We start from the raw sequence: 14,179 nt of genomic DNA, 5'->3' as shown, positions 1-14,179 counted from the left end.
ACACAACGATATGAACAGGGCGGCGATTGTACGTCAGGCGCTTCAGCGCGGGCTGACGGGCAGCCCCGATTGCGTAACGGCCGGCGTGGTGCCGGGCGCGACGACGCCGAGCGAGATGATGTAGCGCATGCCTTCCTCGACCGTCACATCGAGGAATTTCAGTTCGGCGGCCGGCACCTGCATGATGAAACCGCCGGTCGGGTTCGGCGTGGTCGGCACGAACACCGGGATCAGATCCTGGCCGGTGGCTTCACGCACCACTTTCAGCGGATCTCCTGCCTGGAAGCCGATCGTCCACAGCCCGGCGCGCGGCCATTCGATCAGCACCACGCGCTTGAACGCCGTCGATTCCCGCGAGAACAACGTCTCGGCGAGTTTCTTGACGCCGCCGTACAGGGTCCGCACCAGCGGAATGCGGAACAGCATTTCCTCGGCCCAGTGCAGCAGCCGTCCGCCGAGGTAATTCGCCGCCAGCGCGCCGGTGCCAAACACCAGGCCAACGCTCAGGAACACGCCGAGCCCGGGGAAATCCGGGCGCAGCGACGGCGGGATCAGCAGCAGGCTGGTATCGAGCAGGCCGATCAGGAAGCGGATCACCAGCAAGGTGGCCGCCAACGGCACCCAGATCAGCAGCCCGGCGAAGAACCATTGCCGCAGAACCACGCGCAGCAGGCGCGGCGCAGGTTCGGGCGGCGGCGACGCTTCCGGCAGCGGCTCGCCGAGGTCGCTCACCGGCTCAGGCAACCGGCGTGGTCGGTGCCGGAGGAGCAGCGGGCGCCGCAGCAGCGGGCGCAGCGGCTGGCTTGTCGGCAACCTTGTCAGGCTTGACGGCGCTTTCGGCACTGTCGCCGGCGAGATTGCGCTTGTTGTCCGACTTGAAATCGGTCTCGTACCAACCCGCGCCCTTAAGGCGGAAGCCGGCGGCGGAAATCTGCTTGGTCAGGCTGGGCGTGTGGCAAGCCGGGCAATCGACGGCCGGCGGATCGGACAGCTTCTGCAGGATCGTCGTCGGCTTGCCGCAGTTGGTACAGGCGTATTCGTAGAACGGCATGGTTCACCTCTAAAACGCGATTCTATTCCGAGATGGCACGGTGGGACTGCCAGCGCCGAATTCAAGCCAGAAACGGGCCACCGTCGACGTTCGCCGCAGAGGCCTTCAAGGTCGGGTATCCACGGGCGAGGCCGTCTACAGGGCAGTGCGGCCGTTCCGTTCCGCACTGGACGCTACCGGAGACGACCTTGAAAATGCTCGCAGTCCTGGCAATCCCTGCCGCGCTGTTCCTGCAGGCAGCAGCGCCGGCGCAGGCCGCGCCGACGGTGCACGACCTGAAGGCGACGCCGACGACCGTGCATCGCGGCTTCTTCGATGCCTCGCTGCCGCCGGTGCTGAGCATCGACTCCGGCGACATCGTGCGTCTGGAAACCGCCAGCGGCAATCCGCGCTACTTCGAGAATCTGGGCGTACCGAAGGACAAGATTCCGAAAGAGCTGTACGCGGCCTTCGAGGGCGTCGAAGGCGCCAGCCGCGGCGACCACACCTTGAACGGGCCGATCCTGGTCCGCGGTGCCGAGCCCGGCGACGTGCTGGAAATCCGCATTCGTTCGGTGGAGGTGCGGCTGCCGATCGCCGGCCAGGGCTTTCGCCCCAAGCGCGGCGTGCTGCCCGACGAATTCGATTACCAGAAAGACCGCGTGCTGTGGATCGACATGAAGCGCCAGAGCGTCGAATACGCGCCGGGCGTCGAAGTGCCGGTCAAGCCGTTCTGGGGCGTGATCGCGGTGGCCCCGGCCGCCAGCCGCGGCAGAGTGCCCAGCGGCCCGCCGGATGTGTTCGGCGGCAATCTCGACAATCGCGATCTCGGTGCCGGCAGCACCGTGTTCCTGCCGGTACAGAGCTCGGGCGGGCTGGTATCGATCGGTGACGGCCACGCCGTGCAGGGCCACGGCGAGGTCTGCCTGTCGGCCGTGGAAGCCTCGCTGAAAGGCGAAGTGCAGATCATCCTGCACAAGAACAAGGCGCTCAAAGGTCCACGCGCGGAAACCGCGACCCACTACATGAGCATCGGCCTGAATCCCGATCTCGATGAAGCGGCCCGCCTGGCGACCAGTGACATGGTCGACTTCCTGGCGACCACCAAGGGCCTGTCGCGGGATGACGCCTACATGCTGTGCAGCGCGGCGATGGACCTGATCATCTCCGAGGCGGTTGACGGCACCAAGGGCGTGCACGCGATGCTGCCGAAATCGATCTTCCGCAAATAGCCGCGGTATCGCAGACAGCAGAAAAGCCCGGACGACTCGCGCCATCCGGGCTTTCGGCGCATCAACGGCTCGGCAGGCTCAGAACGAGTCGCCCGGCACTCGCACCCAGCCCTCCATCAGCACGCGGGCGGAGCGCGACATGATCGCTTTCTTGACCACCCACTGACCGTTCTCTTGCGTCGCTTCCGCACCCACCCGCAAGGTGCCGGATGGATGACCAAAGCGCACCGCCGTCCTTGCGCCGCCACCGGCTGCGAGATTGACCAGGGTGCCGGGAATCGCCGCCGCGGTGCCGATCGCCACCGCCGCCGTGCCCATCATCGCGTGATGCAGCTTGCCCATCGACAGCGCGCGGACGTTGAGATCGATCTCGCCGGCCTTGATCGACTTGCCGCTCGACGAGACGTAGTCGGTCGGCGGCGCCACGAACGCCACCTTCGGCGTGTGCTGGCGCTTGGCCGCTTCGGACACATCCTTGATCAGGCCCATGCGCAGCGCGCCGTACGCGCGGATGGTCTCGAACTTCGCGAGCACTTCCGGCTTGGTGTTGATCGCTTCGCGCAGCTCGGTGCCGGTGTAGCCGATCTCCGCCGCGTTGATGAACACAGTGGGGATACCGGCGTTGATCATCGTCGCCTTCAAGGTGCCGATGCCAGGCACTTCGAGATCGTCGACCAGATTGCCGGTCGGGAACATCGACCCGCCGCCGTCGCCATCGCCGTCGTCGGCCGGATCGAGGAACTCGATCTGCACCTCGGCCGCCGGGAAGGTCACGCCGTCGAGCTCGAAATCGCCGGTCTCCTGCACCGCGCCGTTGCTGATCGGCACGTGGGCGATGATCGTCTTCAGGATCTGCACCTGCCAGATGCGCACCGTGCAGATGCCGTTCTGCGGAATCCGCGCGGCATCGACCAAGCCGTTGCTGATCGCGAACGAACCGACCGCCGCCGTCAGATTGCCGCAGTTGCCGGACCAGTCGACGAAGGCCTTGTCGATCGACACCTGACCGAACATGTAGTCGACGTCGTGATCGGCCTTCGTGCTCTTGGTGAGGATCACGGTCTTCGAGGTCGAAGACGTGGCGCCGCCCATGCCGTCGATCTGCGCGCCGTAGGGATCAGGCGAACCGATGACCCGCAGCAGCAGCTTGTCGCGTGCCTCGCCCGCGACCTGGCAACGCTCGGGCAAGTCCGTGAGCTTGAAGAACACGCCTTTGCTGGTGCCGCCGCGGACGTAGGTGGCGGGGATTTTGATCTGCGGAACGTGAGTCATGAGAAGTCAGCTCGGTTGTAATCGTTAATTGCTTTAGTCACCCCTCTCCCCTCGCGGGAGAGGGGCCGGGGGGAGAGGGGGATACCGCCGCCCAAATCAAATCCAAAACGCTGTCCGTGCTCTGCAGAATCTGATCATTCCAGAAGCGCAGCACCTTGAAGCCCTGACCTCTCAACCAGGTGTCGCGCACTTCGTCCGACTCGCTTTCATTGTGCTGGCCTCCATCTGCCTCAACGATCACTTTCGCGCCAAGATGTACGAAGTCCACCACATAAGGCCCGATCGGCTGCTGGCGTCGAAACTTCTGACCATCCAGGCGATGCGCCCTCAAATGCTTCCACAACAGCCTTTCGGCTTCCGTCATGTTCAGACGTAGATATTTGGCGAACTGTTGCTGGTTCATCGCGCCCCCTCTCCCCAACCCCTCTCCCGCGAGGGGAGAGAGGCTAAGTGCCCGCCAATTCGACGAACCGGTTACTGACGCGCAAGGTCCAACTCCACTTGCACGTCCTTAAAGCAAACCAAATTGCCGCTGAGGCGGCTCGAGCGCTGCCGCAAGCGGCCAGCGACCAACCACTTCATACCGATACGGCTGGCCGCAGCCGCGGACCAGCAGCAGTTCATCGACTGTCCACTCGATCGGTTCAATGGCCACCGATGGCAGCGGAGACGGCGCCTTGTAGCTGATGGTCAGATGCGGGCCGTGACCCGAATCGTCATCGATGCCTTCGGCCAGCAATGCTGCTCGCACCGAGGTCAGCACGGCCTCCAGTCCCTTGGGTTTGCCCATGGCGCGAAACGCCCAATGAATGCCCCTTGGCCCGGCGCCGGTTCCGTTGATGCGATTGAGCGTCATCACGAACGATGGCGCTGAAACCCGGGCACCGGCACGCAACATCGCAGCCCGGATCTTCGGCTTGTCATCCTGGCGATCGGAGAAAGACTGATGCCAGTTGCCCGACTCGAACTGCGCCGAGCCAAGCCGCTCGTCAAGACCATTGGCGGCAACTGCAGCTTCCATGCGCGTACGAATCGCAAGCTGTGGCTGCGCCATGAAGATCAGTGGATCCAGCTTGGCCACGACGAAGTCTCAGGCCGCCTTCGTCTGCGCCAGGAAATCCATCGCGAAGCGCTGCAACACGCCGCCCGCTTCATAGACCAGCACTTCCTCGTCCGAATCCAGACGGCAGGTCATCGGCACTTCGAGCTTCTCGCCGTTCTTGCGGGTGATGACCAGGGTCAAGGTCGTGCGCGGTGCGAGCTTGCCGGTGACGTCGAAGGTCTCGGTGCCGTCAATGCCCAGGGTCAGGCGGGTGGTGCCCGGCTTGAACTCCAGCGGCAGCACGCCCATGCCGATCAGATTGGTGCGGTGGATGCGCTCGAAGCCTTCGGCGGCGATGACTTCGACACCGGCCAGACGCACGCCCTTCGCGGCCCAGTCACGCGAGGAGCCCTGACCATAGTCGGCACCGGCGACGATGATCAGCGGCTGCTTGCGCTCCATGTAGGTTTCGATCGCTTCCCACATGCGCACGACCTTGCCTTCCGGCTCGATGCGCGCCAGCGAACCCTTCTTGACCTTGCCGTCGACCACGGCCATTTCGTTGACCAGCTGCGGGTTGGCAAACGTCGCGCGCTGCGCGGTGAGATGGTCGCCGCGATGCGTTGCGTAGGAATTGAAGTCTTCTTCCGGCAGACCCATCTTGTGCAGGTACTCACCTGCGGCGCTGTCCATCATGATCGCGTTCGACGGCGACAGATGATCGGTGGTGATGTTGTCCGGCAGCACCGCCAGGGCACGCATGCCCTTGAGCGTACGGGCACCAGCCAGCGCGCCTTCCCAGTACGGCGGACGGCGGATGTAGGTGCTCATCTTCCGCCAGTCGTACAGCGGGCTGATCTTCTCGTCGCCGAGCACCTTGAAGGTGAACATCGGGTCGTAGACCTTGCGAAACTGCTCCGGCTTCACGGAGCTGGCGACCACCGAATCGATCTCGGCATCGGTCGGCCAGATGTCCTTCAGGGTGACCGGCTTGCCATCCTTGTCGATGCCGAGCACGTCCTTCTCGATGTCGAAGCGCACGGTGCCAGCGATCGCATAGGCAACGACCAGCGGCGGGCTGGCGAGGAAGGCCTGCTTCGCATACGGATGAATGCGGCCATCGAAATTGCGATTGCCGGACAGCACGGCGGTGGCATACAGATCGCGGTCGATGACTTCTTTCTGGATCTTCGGATCGAGCGCGCCGGACATGCCGTTGCAGGTCGTGCAGGCGAAGGCGACGATGCCGAAACCGAGCTTTTCAAGCTCACCCAGCAGGTTCGCTTCCTCGAGATAGAGCTGCACGGCTTTCGAGCCGGGGGCCAGCGAAGACTTCACCCAAGGCTTGCGCGTCAGACCACGGGCATTGGCGTTGCGCGCCAGCAGCGCGGCGGCAATGACGTTGCGCGGGTTCGAGGTATTGGTGCATGACGTAATGGCCGCAATGATCACGGCGCCGTCCGGCATCTCGCCCGGCACTTGTTCCCACTTTGCGGCGATGCCGCGCTCGGCGAGTGCCGAAGTCGGCAGACGCTTGTGCGGGTTCGACGGGCCGGCCATGTTGCGAACCACGGTCGACAGATCGAACTTCAACACGCGCTCGTATTCGGCGGTCTTCAGATCATCGGCCCACAGGCCTGTGTGCTTCGCGTACAGCTCCACCAGCTTGACCTGCTCGTCGGCGCGGCCGGTGAGCTTCAAGTAGTCGATGGTGTTCTTGTCGATGAAGAACATCGCGGCGGTGGCGCCGTATTCCGGCGCCATGTTGGAAATCGTCGCGCGATCACCGAGCGTGAGCGCGGACGCGCCTTCGCCGTAGAACTCCAGATAGGCGCCGACGACTTTCTGCTGGCGCAGGAACTCGGTCAGTGCCAGCACCACGTCGGTCGCGGTGATGCCTTCATGCGGCTTGCCGCTCAACTCCACTCCGGTGATGTCCGGCAGGCGCATCCACGAGGCACGGCCGAGCATGACGTTCTCGGCTTCGAGGCCGCCGACGCCGATCGCGATGACGCCCAGCGCATCGACGTGCGGCGTGTGGCTGTCGGTGCCGACGCAGGTATCCGGGAACGCCAGACCGTCCTGCGTGTAGATCACCGGGCTCATTCTTTCCAGATTGATCTGATGCATGATCCCGTTGCCTGGCGGGATCACTTCCATGTTCTTGAACGCCTTGCGAGTCCATTCGATGAAATGGAATCGATCGTCGTTGCGGCGATCCTCGATCGCACGATTCTTCTTGAACGCATCCTTCTCGAAACCGCCGTGCTCCACCGCCAGCGAGTGGTCGACGATCAGCTGCACCGGCACCACCGGATTGACCTTCGCCGGATCGCCACCCATGTCGGCAATCGCATCACGCAGGCCGGCGAGATCGACGAGTGCCGTCTGACCGAGAATGTCGTGGCAGACCACGCGCACCGGAAACCACGGGAAATCCAGATCCCGCTTGCGTTCGATCAGCTGGCCCAGATAAGCGGTGAGCTTCTCCGGCTCGCCCTTGCGCACCAGATTCTCGGCATGCACGCGCGCCGTGTACGGCAGCGTCGCGTAAGCGCCGGGCTTGATGGCATCGACGGCCGCGCGGGCATCGAAGTAGTCGAGCGAAGTGCCGGGGAGGTTCTTGCGATACTGGGTGTTCATGGCTCGGGGAATCCGTAGGGTGGGCAGGTTCATCTGCCTACGCGGGACAACGGTCTGGCTGGGGTGCAGCGGCGGACAGATGAGGCTTGCCCGCCCTACAACGGCGTCATTCCCGCGCAGGCGGGAATCCAGTTTCGACTTGCACGCACCGCCGGCAACCGAAAACTGGATCCCCGCCTTCGCGGGGATGACCTTCGCTTCAGGCGAAGGTCACTTGCGGTCTTTCAGCGGCACGAAAGTCAGATCTTCCGGCCCGACGTAATTCGCGCTCGGACGAATGATCTTGCCGTCGATGCGCTGCTCGATGATGTGCGCACTCCAGCCGCTGGTGCGGGCAATGACGAACAGCGGCGTGAACATCGCCGTCGGCACGCCCATCATGTTGTAGCTGACGGCGCTGAACCAATCGAGATTCGGGAACATCTTCTTGATGTCCCACATCACCGTTTCCAGACGCTCGGCGATGTCGAACATCTTGGTGCTGCCCGCTTCCACCGACAGATCCTTGGCAACCTGCTTGATCACCTTGTTGCGCGGATCGCTGACCGTGTACACCGGGTGGCCGAAGCCGATCACCACTTCCTTCTTCTCGACTCTCGCCTTGATGTCGGCTTCGGCTTCGTCCGGATTGTCGTAGCGCTTCTGGATCTCGAACGCCACTTCATTGGCGCCGCCGTGCTTCGGGCCACGCAGCGCGCCGATGCCGCCGGCGATGGCCGAGTGCATGTCCGAGCCGGTGCCGGCGATCACGCGAGCAGTGAACGTCGACGCGTTGAACTCGTGTTCGGCATACAGCACCAGCGAGGTGTGCATCGCCTTGACCCAGGAATCGCAGGGCTTCTCGCCATGCAGCAAGTGAAGGAAGTGGCCACCAATGGAGTCGTCATCGGTCTCCACGTCGATGATGTTGCCGTTCTGGCTGTAGTGGTACCAGTACAGCAGCATCGAACCGAGCGAGGCCATCAGCTTGTCGGCGATGTCGCGGGCACCCGGATGATTGTGGTCGTCCTTCTCCGGCAGCACGCAGCCGAGCACCGAAACGCCGGTGCGCATCACGTCCATCGGATGGCTCGCCGCCGGCAGCGCTTCGAGCGCAGCCTTGACCGCAGCCGGCAGGCCGCGCAGCGCCTTCAGCTTGGTCTTGTAGGCCTTCAGTTCGGATGCCGTCGGCAGCTTGCCGTGCACCAGCAAATGGGCGATTTCCTCGAATTCGCAGGCGTTGGCGACATCGAGGATGTCGTAGCCGCGGTAGTGCAGGTCATTGCCGGTACGGCCGACGGTGCACAGCGCCGTGTTGCCGGCAGTGGTGCCACTGAGGGCAACGGACTTCTTCGGCTTGAAGCCGCTCGCGGGGGCAGCGGTTGTTTCGCTCATGAGGTCTCCTGAGACTGTTCGGGTGTTGTTATTCGAGGTCGCTTTCGGGGCGGGGTAGCACGCGTCAGTGCTTACTTCTTCTTCGCCGCAAACAGGGCGTCGAGCCGGTTCTCAAACGAGTGGTAGCCGATGCGGTCATACAGCTCGGCACGCGTCTGCATCAGCTCGATGACGTCCTTCTGGTGCCCCTCGCGGCGGACCGCAGTGTAAACGGCCTCCGCCGCCTTGTTCGCCGCGCGGAACGCCGACAGCGGATAGAGCTGGATGGCGACACCGACCGAGGCCAGCTCGTCACGGGTGAACAAGGGCGTGGCGCCGAATTCGGTGATGTTGGCCAGCACCGGCACCTTCACGGCATCGACGAAGCGCTTGTAGGTGGCGAGGTCGTAGGCGGCTTCGGCGAAGATGCCATCGGCACCGGCTTCGACGCAGGCGATCGAACGCTCGATCGCGGCATCGACACCTTCGGCCTGGATCGCATCGGTGCGGGCGATGATGAAGAAGTTGGCATCGGTCCTGGCATCGGCAGCGGCCTTGACGCGGTCCGCCATCTCTTCCTTCGAGACGATTTCCTTGCCCGGACGATGACCGCAGCGCTTGGCGCCGACCTGGTCTTCGATATGGCAGGCGGCAGCGCCGGCCTTGATCAGCGCCTTCACCGTGCGCTCGATGTTGAAGGCGCTGGCGCCGAAGCCGGTGTCGATGTCGACCAGCAGCGGCAGGTCGCAGACATCGGTGATCCGGCGGGTGTCGATCAGTACGTCGTCCATCGTGTTGATGCCGAGATCCGGCATGCCGAGCGAACCGGCAGCGACGCCGCCACCCGACAGATAGATCGCCTTGAAACCGGCGCGCTTGGCCAGCAGCGCGTGGTTGGCGTTGATCGCGCCGATGACCTGCAGCGGCTTTTCGGCAGCAAGGGCGGCGCGGAATGCGGCTCCGGCGGAATGGGTCATGGACAGCTCCTCAGATGGCGGACGGGCGACGGGTGCGGCCTGAGCCGGACTTCGCGACCCGCCGATGGTGACGGGTGGCCCTGTTACTCAAGAGCCGTGCCACCATCGAGGAAGATCCGTCGGCAACTTTTCATCGCTCTCAACATGCTGAATCGATTATCTATTCTCGATATTCATCAGCACCGACGATGACTGAACGCCACGTCTCGACCGCATGACACGGTGTCTCATGAAACATTTGAAACGTCCAATGGAACATAATTCGCGACATGCAGAACAACGAATCCTTCCTGCCGGCGATCTGGACGGTCAGCGTCACCCGGCTGTCGCGATTGATGCGCGAAGTCACCACCGAGTTCGACGGCCGCGCCCATATCGAGACCATCGACCTCGGCTTCGAAGAGGCGGTCACCCATATCCGCGAACGGCTGCGAGATGAGGACTGCGATGTCGTGCTGTCGGCCGGCTCCAACGGCGAGTACCTGCGCAATCGCATCGACAAGCCCATCGTCCTGGTTCGGCCGGACGGCTTCGACCTGATGCAGGCGCTGACCCGCGCGCGTCGTCATTCGAGCAAGGTCGGCATCATAAGCTACGGCGACGCCCTGCCCGCGTTCAGCGCCTTCAAGCAGGAGTTCGGCCTGGCAATCGAACAGCGTTCGTACAGCAACACCGAGGAAGTGCGCGACTTGGTCGCCGAACTGGTTTCGCTCGGCTGCGGCGTCATCGTCGGCACCGGTTACGTCTCCGAACTCGCCGACCGCGCCGGCGCCATCGGCATCCTGATGTACTCGCCGGACTCGATCCGCCGCGCCTTCGAGCAGGCCATCGATCTCGCCCGCATGCTGTCGGCGGCACGCAGCGGCGTTCGTCGCGCACCGACCACGCCGGACTCGCGCTACAGCCTGCGGCGCCTGATCGGCAACAGCGACAAGATGGTCGCGCTGCGCGATCAGGTGCGGCTCTACGGCGCCAGCGACCGCACCGTGCTGATCACCGGCGAGACCGGCACCGGCAAGGAACTGGTGGCGCAGGCGCTGCATGGCGCCAGCCCGCGACGCAGCGCGCCGTTCATCGCGGTGAACTGCGGCGCGATCGCCGAATCGCTGCTCGAATCGGAACTGTTCGGCTATGCCGACGGCGCCTTCACCGGCTCGCGCCGCGGCGGCCGAGTCGGCCTGATCGAAGCCGCCAATGGCGGCACGCTGTTTCTCGACGAGATCGGCGAGATGCCGCTGGCGTTGCAGACCAGGTTGCTGCGCGTGCTCGAAGAACGCGAAGTGCTGCGGGTCGGCAGCGTGCGGCCGACACCGGTGGACGTACGGGTGATCGCCGCCACGCTCTGGGAACTTGACGCGCTGGTTGCCGAGAACTGCTTCCGCCGCGATCTCTATTACCGGCTCAATGTGCTGCGCCTGGCGCTGGCACCGCTGCGCGAACACGCAGACGACATCCCGCTGCTGCTGATGAGCTGCCTGCGCGCAGTGGGTGTCGGCGCGATGGTGATCGACGGCCCGGCGCAGGCCGCGCTGCAGCAGCACACCTGGCCCGGCAATGTCCGCGAGCTGCGCAACCTCGCTGAACGCATCGCCGTGCTCGGGCTGGCGGAGTCACCGCTGTCGGCGCTGACCCGTCCGCTGCTGCTGCGTTGTGCGCCGGAGTTGTTTGCCAAGGCGGCGCTGCCCGATCCTGCAGCCGCGATCGATGGTGACCCTGCAAAAGATCGCGAGGCGATCAGCCCATCACGCAAGCGTCCGGAAGCGGCTGCCTTGCGCGCCTTGCTGCAGCGACATCGCGGTCAGCGCGGCGCCGCGGCCAAGGCGCTCGGCGTTTCGCGCAGCACCTTGTGGCGCTGGCTGCAGGAAGACGGCAACAGCTGACGAAGCGCTTCAGGCGCCGTGCGCATCCATCAGCACGCGCGCAGCATGCAGCGCGCTGGATACCGGCCCGCCCTTCGGGAAGGTCAGCCGCGCCAGATAGCCGCCTTCCATCAGCAGCATCAGCGCATCGCCGAGCTGTTCGGGATCACGCGCCTGCATGGCTTTCGCCAGCGCCCGGAAGCGGCGGCGGATTTCGCTCTTGTGGGCGATGACCACGGCGCGGCCGGGATGCTCGTCCTCGACGATCTCGACCGCCGCATTGGCCAGCCCGCAGCCACGCGATTCCTTCGAGCAGGTCTTGTTGACGTGAGCCTCGAACAGCGCTTCGGCCTGGGCACGCGGCTGGCCCTGATGGGGCGCCACGATGCCATCCCACCAGATCCAGAAGTTGCGATCCTTGAAGCGCAGATATTCGGCGACCAGCTCATCCTTGCTCGCGAAGCTGCGGTAGAAGCTCATCTTGTTGGTGCCGGCTTCGCAGGCGATGGCGTCGACACCGATCGCGCGAATGCCATGCCGATAGAACAGTTCGCAGGCAGTCTCGAAGATGCGATCACGAACGCGCGGCCGGCCGGCCTGCTCGGCAAGGGTCGGGTCTTCGGACTTCACGGTGTTCATCATCGCATCCACTCCAGCAGCAACCTGACCGCATTTTCGCACGTGACGGCCCCGTCAATGGGGCGAACCCCTGGCCGGCTTGACAGCCTTGTTACCGATCAGTAACGTACCGCCACTGTTACCGATCGGTAACAACCTCAGGTTCGCGGTGTTGCAGCTTGATGTCAAGCCGCTGCACCAGCAGAACCGCAGTTACGGAGAGACAGATGAGCAAGATTGCCTTGATCACCGGTGCCAACAAGGGCATCGGCTACGAAACCGCCAAGCAGCTGACCCAGGCTGGCGTGCAGGTGCTGGTTGCCGCCCGCTCGCAGGACAAGGCGGATGCCGCCGTCGCCAAGCTGGCCGCCGAAGGCTTCAAGACCGAAGCGCTGGCGCTCGATGTCACCGACGCCGCCAGCATCGCCAGCGCCGTCGCTGTCGTGCAGAAGAAGCACGGCCACCTCGACATCCTGATCAACAACGCCGGCGTGATGAACGACGACGGAAAGAAGAAGGTCAGCGAGCAGAGCCTGGACATCTGGCGCAGCACCTTCGACACCAACGTCTTCGGCGTGATCGCCGTCACCCAGGCGTTCCTGCCGCTGCTGCACAAGTCCGCAGCCGGCCGCATCGTCAACCTGTCCAGCATCCTCGGCTCGAACACCTTGCACAGCGATCCCGCCTCGCCGATCTACGACTTCAAGGTGCCGGCCTACAACGTTTCGAAGACCGCGCTGAACGGCTGGACCGTGCAGCTTGCGTATGAACTGCGCGACACCAACATCAAGGTCAACTCGGCCCATCCCGGCCACGTGCAGACCGACATGGGCGGCCCCGAAGCACCGATGGCGATTCCCGATGGCGCGAAAACCAGCGTCGAGCTGGCACTGCTGCCAGCCGATGGCCCGAACGGTGGCTACTTCCACATGGGCCAGGCGCTGCCCTGGTAACCCCGCTGCAAAGCTCTCGAACAACCCTCAGATAAATTCAGGACTTCACTCATGACCCAGCAACTGCTCACGCCGATCAAGGTCGGCCATCTCACCCTTCCGAACCGCCTGGTGATGGCGCCGCTGACCCGCGCCCGCGCCGGCACCACGCATGTGCCGCATGCGCTGATGGCCGATTACTACTCGCAGCGCGCCAGCGCCGGCCTGATCATGACCGAGTGCACGATGGTCGCCGATGACGCCAGCGCCTTCATCGCCGAAGGCGGCATCTTCAGCGACGAAACCGTGGCCGGCTGGAAGCTGGTCACCGATGCGGTTCACGCCAAGGGCGGCCGGATCATCATGCAGATCTGGCATCCGGGCCGCGCCGCGCATTCGGGCATCAACAACGTGCAGCCGATCTCGTCCAGCGCCAAGGCGATCAACGACAGCACCCACACCTTGAAGGGCAAGCTCCCGTACGAAGTACCGCGCGTGCTCGCCGAGTCTGAGATGCCCGGCATCGTCGAACTGTTCCGCAAGGCTGCCGAGCGCGCCAAGGCCGCCGGTTTCGATGGTGTGCAGATTCACGGCGCCCACGGCTATCTGGTCGACCAGTTCCTGCGTGACAGCCAGAACGATCGCAGCGATGGCTACGGCGGCACGCTGGAAAAGCGCGCCCGCCTGCTGCTGGAAGTGACCGACGCCGCGATCTCGGTGTTCGGCGCCGGCGGCGTCAGCATCCGCATCTCGCCGCTGGTGGCGTTCAACGACATGAGCGACTCCGATCCGAAGGCGCTGGTGAAGTACGTCGCCCAGCAGATGTCGGCCCGCAAGATCGCATTCTTCGAACTGCGCCACGACCAGCATGATCGTCCCGCGGAAATCGAACTCGCCAACATCGCCCGCGCCAACTTCGATGGCGTGCTGATGCTCAACGGCGGCTTCGATCAGGCCTCCGGCGAAGCCGCCGTCGCCAGCGGTCTGGCCGACGCGATCGTCTACGGCAAGCTGTTCATCGCCAACCCGGATCTGGTCGAGCGCTTCAAGCAGCACGCCGAACTGAATCCGCTGGACATGGCCTCGCTGTATGGCGGCAACGAAAAGGGCTACACCGATTACCCGACGCTGGAAACAGCGGCAGCGTAGAGGCGAGCTCACGCAAGGACGTCGAAGGCGCCGAACAGAAAAGCTTTCCCCCCGGAGCTTTCCCCGCGTCTT

Annotated in this window: 13 protein-coding genes; 4 read left to right on the top strand and 9 right to left on the bottom strand. The window is 64.2% G+C overall.

Features of this window, described 5'->3' with window-relative positions; all coding sequences use genetic code 11:
- Positions 1 to 42 precede the first annotated feature (42 nt).
- Positions 43 to 732 (bottom strand): DUF502 domain-containing protein, encoded by a 690-nt coding sequence (locus G513_RS0113750; protein ID WP_211219678.1) that lies wholly within the window; start codon positions 730 to 732, stop codon positions 43 to 45.
- Positions 733 to 736: 4 nt separating this feature from the next.
- A complete protein-coding gene (locus G513_RS23050) occupies positions 737 to 1,051 on the bottom strand; it encodes an FmdB family zinc ribbon protein (protein ID WP_022977430.1) in 315 nt (104 codons plus the stop codon).
- A gap of 194 nt (positions 1,052 to 1,245) precedes the next feature.
- Here G513_RS23050 and G513_RS0113740 point away from each other — a divergent pair, with 194 nt between their 5' ends.
- Positions 1,246 to 2,262, top strand: a complete 1,017-nt coding sequence (locus G513_RS0113740; protein ID WP_022977429.1) for an acetamidase/formamidase family protein — start codon at positions 1,246 to 1,248, stop codon at positions 2,260 to 2,262.
- 78 nt (positions 2,263 to 2,340) lie between these two features.
- On the opposite strand, the gene prpF is transcribed toward G513_RS0113740, so the two are convergent.
- From prpF to prpB, 6 genes are all read right to left on the bottom strand, one after another.
- Positions 2,341 to 3,534: a 2-methylaconitate cis-trans isomerase PrpF gene (prpF, locus tag G513_RS0113735; RefSeq protein ID WP_022977428.1), complete on the bottom strand. Its 1,194-nt coding sequence runs from the start codon at positions 3,532 to 3,534 to the stop codon at positions 2,341 to 2,343.
- A gap of 37 nt (positions 3,535 to 3,571) precedes the next feature.
- Complete coding sequence (locus G513_RS0113730) at positions 3,572 to 3,937, bottom strand: endonuclease domain-containing protein (protein ID WP_022977427.1); 366 nt, start codon at positions 3,935 to 3,937, stop codon at positions 3,572 to 3,574.
- A 108-nt stretch (positions 3,938 to 4,045) separates the two neighbouring features.
- Positions 4,046 to 4,615, bottom strand: a complete 570-nt coding sequence (locus tag G513_RS23045; RefSeq protein WP_022977426.1) for a 2'-5' RNA ligase family protein — start codon at positions 4,613 to 4,615, stop codon at positions 4,046 to 4,048.
- Positions 4,616 to 4,624: 9 nt separating this feature from the next.
- Positions 4,625 to 7,219: a Fe/S-dependent 2-methylisocitrate dehydratase AcnD gene (gene acnD / locus G513_RS0113720; protein WP_022977425.1), complete on the bottom strand. Its 2,595-nt coding sequence runs from the start codon at positions 7,217 to 7,219 to the stop codon at positions 4,625 to 4,627.
- A gap of 210 nt (positions 7,220 to 7,429) precedes the next feature.
- Positions 7,430 to 8,593: a bifunctional 2-methylcitrate synthase/citrate synthase gene (gene prpC, locus G513_RS0113715; protein WP_022977424.1), complete on the bottom strand. Its 1,164-nt coding sequence runs from the start codon at positions 8,591 to 8,593 to the stop codon at positions 7,430 to 7,432.
- A gap of 71 nt (positions 8,594 to 8,664) precedes the next feature.
- The gene (gene prpB, locus G513_RS0113710) at positions 8,665 to 9,549 is read right to left on the bottom strand and encodes a methylisocitrate lyase (RefSeq protein WP_022977423.1); all 885 of its coding nucleotides are present in this window, start codon (positions 9,547 to 9,549) and stop codon (positions 8,665 to 8,667) included.
- A gap of 269 nt (positions 9,550 to 9,818) precedes the next feature.
- Here prpB and prpR point away from each other — a divergent pair, with 269 nt between their 5' ends.
- Positions 9,819 to 11,429 carry a propionate catabolism operon regulatory protein PrpR gene (gene prpR / locus G513_RS0113705; RefSeq protein WP_022977422.1) on the top strand — a complete coding sequence of 537 codons (1,611 nt, stop codon included), beginning with the start codon at positions 9,819 to 9,821 and terminating at the stop codon, positions 11,427 to 11,429.
- 9 nt (positions 11,430 to 11,438) lie between these two features.
- Here the strand turns inward: prpR and G513_RS0113700 are convergent, their stop codons facing one another.
- The gene (locus tag G513_RS0113700) at positions 11,439 to 12,047 is read right to left on the bottom strand and encodes a TetR/AcrR family transcriptional regulator (protein ID WP_028475535.1); all 609 of its coding nucleotides are present in this window, start codon (positions 12,045 to 12,047) and stop codon (positions 11,439 to 11,441) included.
- 206 nt (positions 12,048 to 12,253) lie between these two features.
- Here G513_RS0113700 and G513_RS0113695 point away from each other — a divergent pair, with 206 nt between their 5' ends.
- Positions 12,254 to 12,979: an SDR family oxidoreductase gene (locus G513_RS0113695; RefSeq protein WP_022977420.1), complete on the top strand. Its 726-nt coding sequence runs from the start codon at positions 12,254 to 12,256 to the stop codon at positions 12,977 to 12,979.
- 51 nt (positions 12,980 to 13,030) lie between these two features.
- On the top strand, positions 13,031 to 14,107 hold the full coding sequence (locus tag G513_RS0113690) for an alkene reductase (RefSeq protein WP_022977419.1): 1,077 nt from the start codon (positions 13,031 to 13,033) through the stop codon (positions 14,105 to 14,107).
- Positions 14,108 to 14,179: the final 72 nt, after the last annotated feature.

The organism is Nevskia ramosa DSM 11499, assembly GCF_000420645.1.
Lineage (GTDB): Bacteria > Pseudomonadota > Gammaproteobacteria > Nevskiales > Nevskiaceae > Nevskia > Nevskia ramosa.
This window is presented reverse-complemented; position numbering and strand designations above follow the sequence as displayed.

Excerpts from the sequence above, each read along its gene's own strand:
- G513_RS23050 (WP_022977430.1), bottom strand. The coding sequence starts at position 1,051 with ATGCCGTTCTACGAATACGCCTGTACCAACTGCGGCAAGCCGACGACG.
- G513_RS0113740 (WP_022977429.1), top strand. The coding sequence starts at position 1,246 with ATGCTCGCAGTCCTGGCAATCCCTGCCGCGCTGTTCCTGCAGGCAGCA.
- prpF (WP_022977428.1), bottom strand. The coding sequence starts at position 3,534 with ATGACTCACGTTCCGCAGATCAAAATCCCCGCCACCTACGTCCGCGGC.
- G513_RS0113730 (WP_022977427.1), bottom strand. The coding sequence starts at position 3,937 with ATGAACCAGCAACAGTTCGCCAAATATCTACGTCTGAACATGACGGAA.
- acnD (WP_022977425.1), bottom strand. The coding sequence starts at position 7,219 with ATGAACACCCAGTATCGCAAGAACCTCCCCGGCACTTCGCTCGACTAC.
- prpC (WP_022977424.1), bottom strand. The coding sequence starts at position 8,593 with ATGAGCGAAACAACCGCTGCCCCCGCGAGCGGCTTCAAGCCGAAGAAG.
- prpB (WP_022977423.1), bottom strand. The coding sequence starts at position 9,549 with ATGACCCATTCCGCCGGAGCCGCATTCCGCGCCGCCCTTGCTGCCGAA.
- prpR (WP_022977422.1), top strand. The coding sequence starts at position 9,819 with ATGCAGAACAACGAATCCTTCCTGCCGGCGATCTGGACGGTCAGCGTC.
- G513_RS0113700 (WP_028475535.1), bottom strand. The coding sequence starts at position 12,047 with ATGAACACCGTGAAGTCCGAAGACCCGACCCTTGCCGAGCAGGCCGGC.
- G513_RS0113695 (WP_022977420.1), top strand. The coding sequence starts at position 12,254 with ATGAGCAAGATTGCCTTGATCACCGGTGCCAACAAGGGCATCGGCTAC.
- G513_RS0113690 (WP_022977419.1), top strand. The coding sequence starts at position 13,031 with ATGACCCAGCAACTGCTCACGCCGATCAAGGTCGGCCATCTCACCCTT.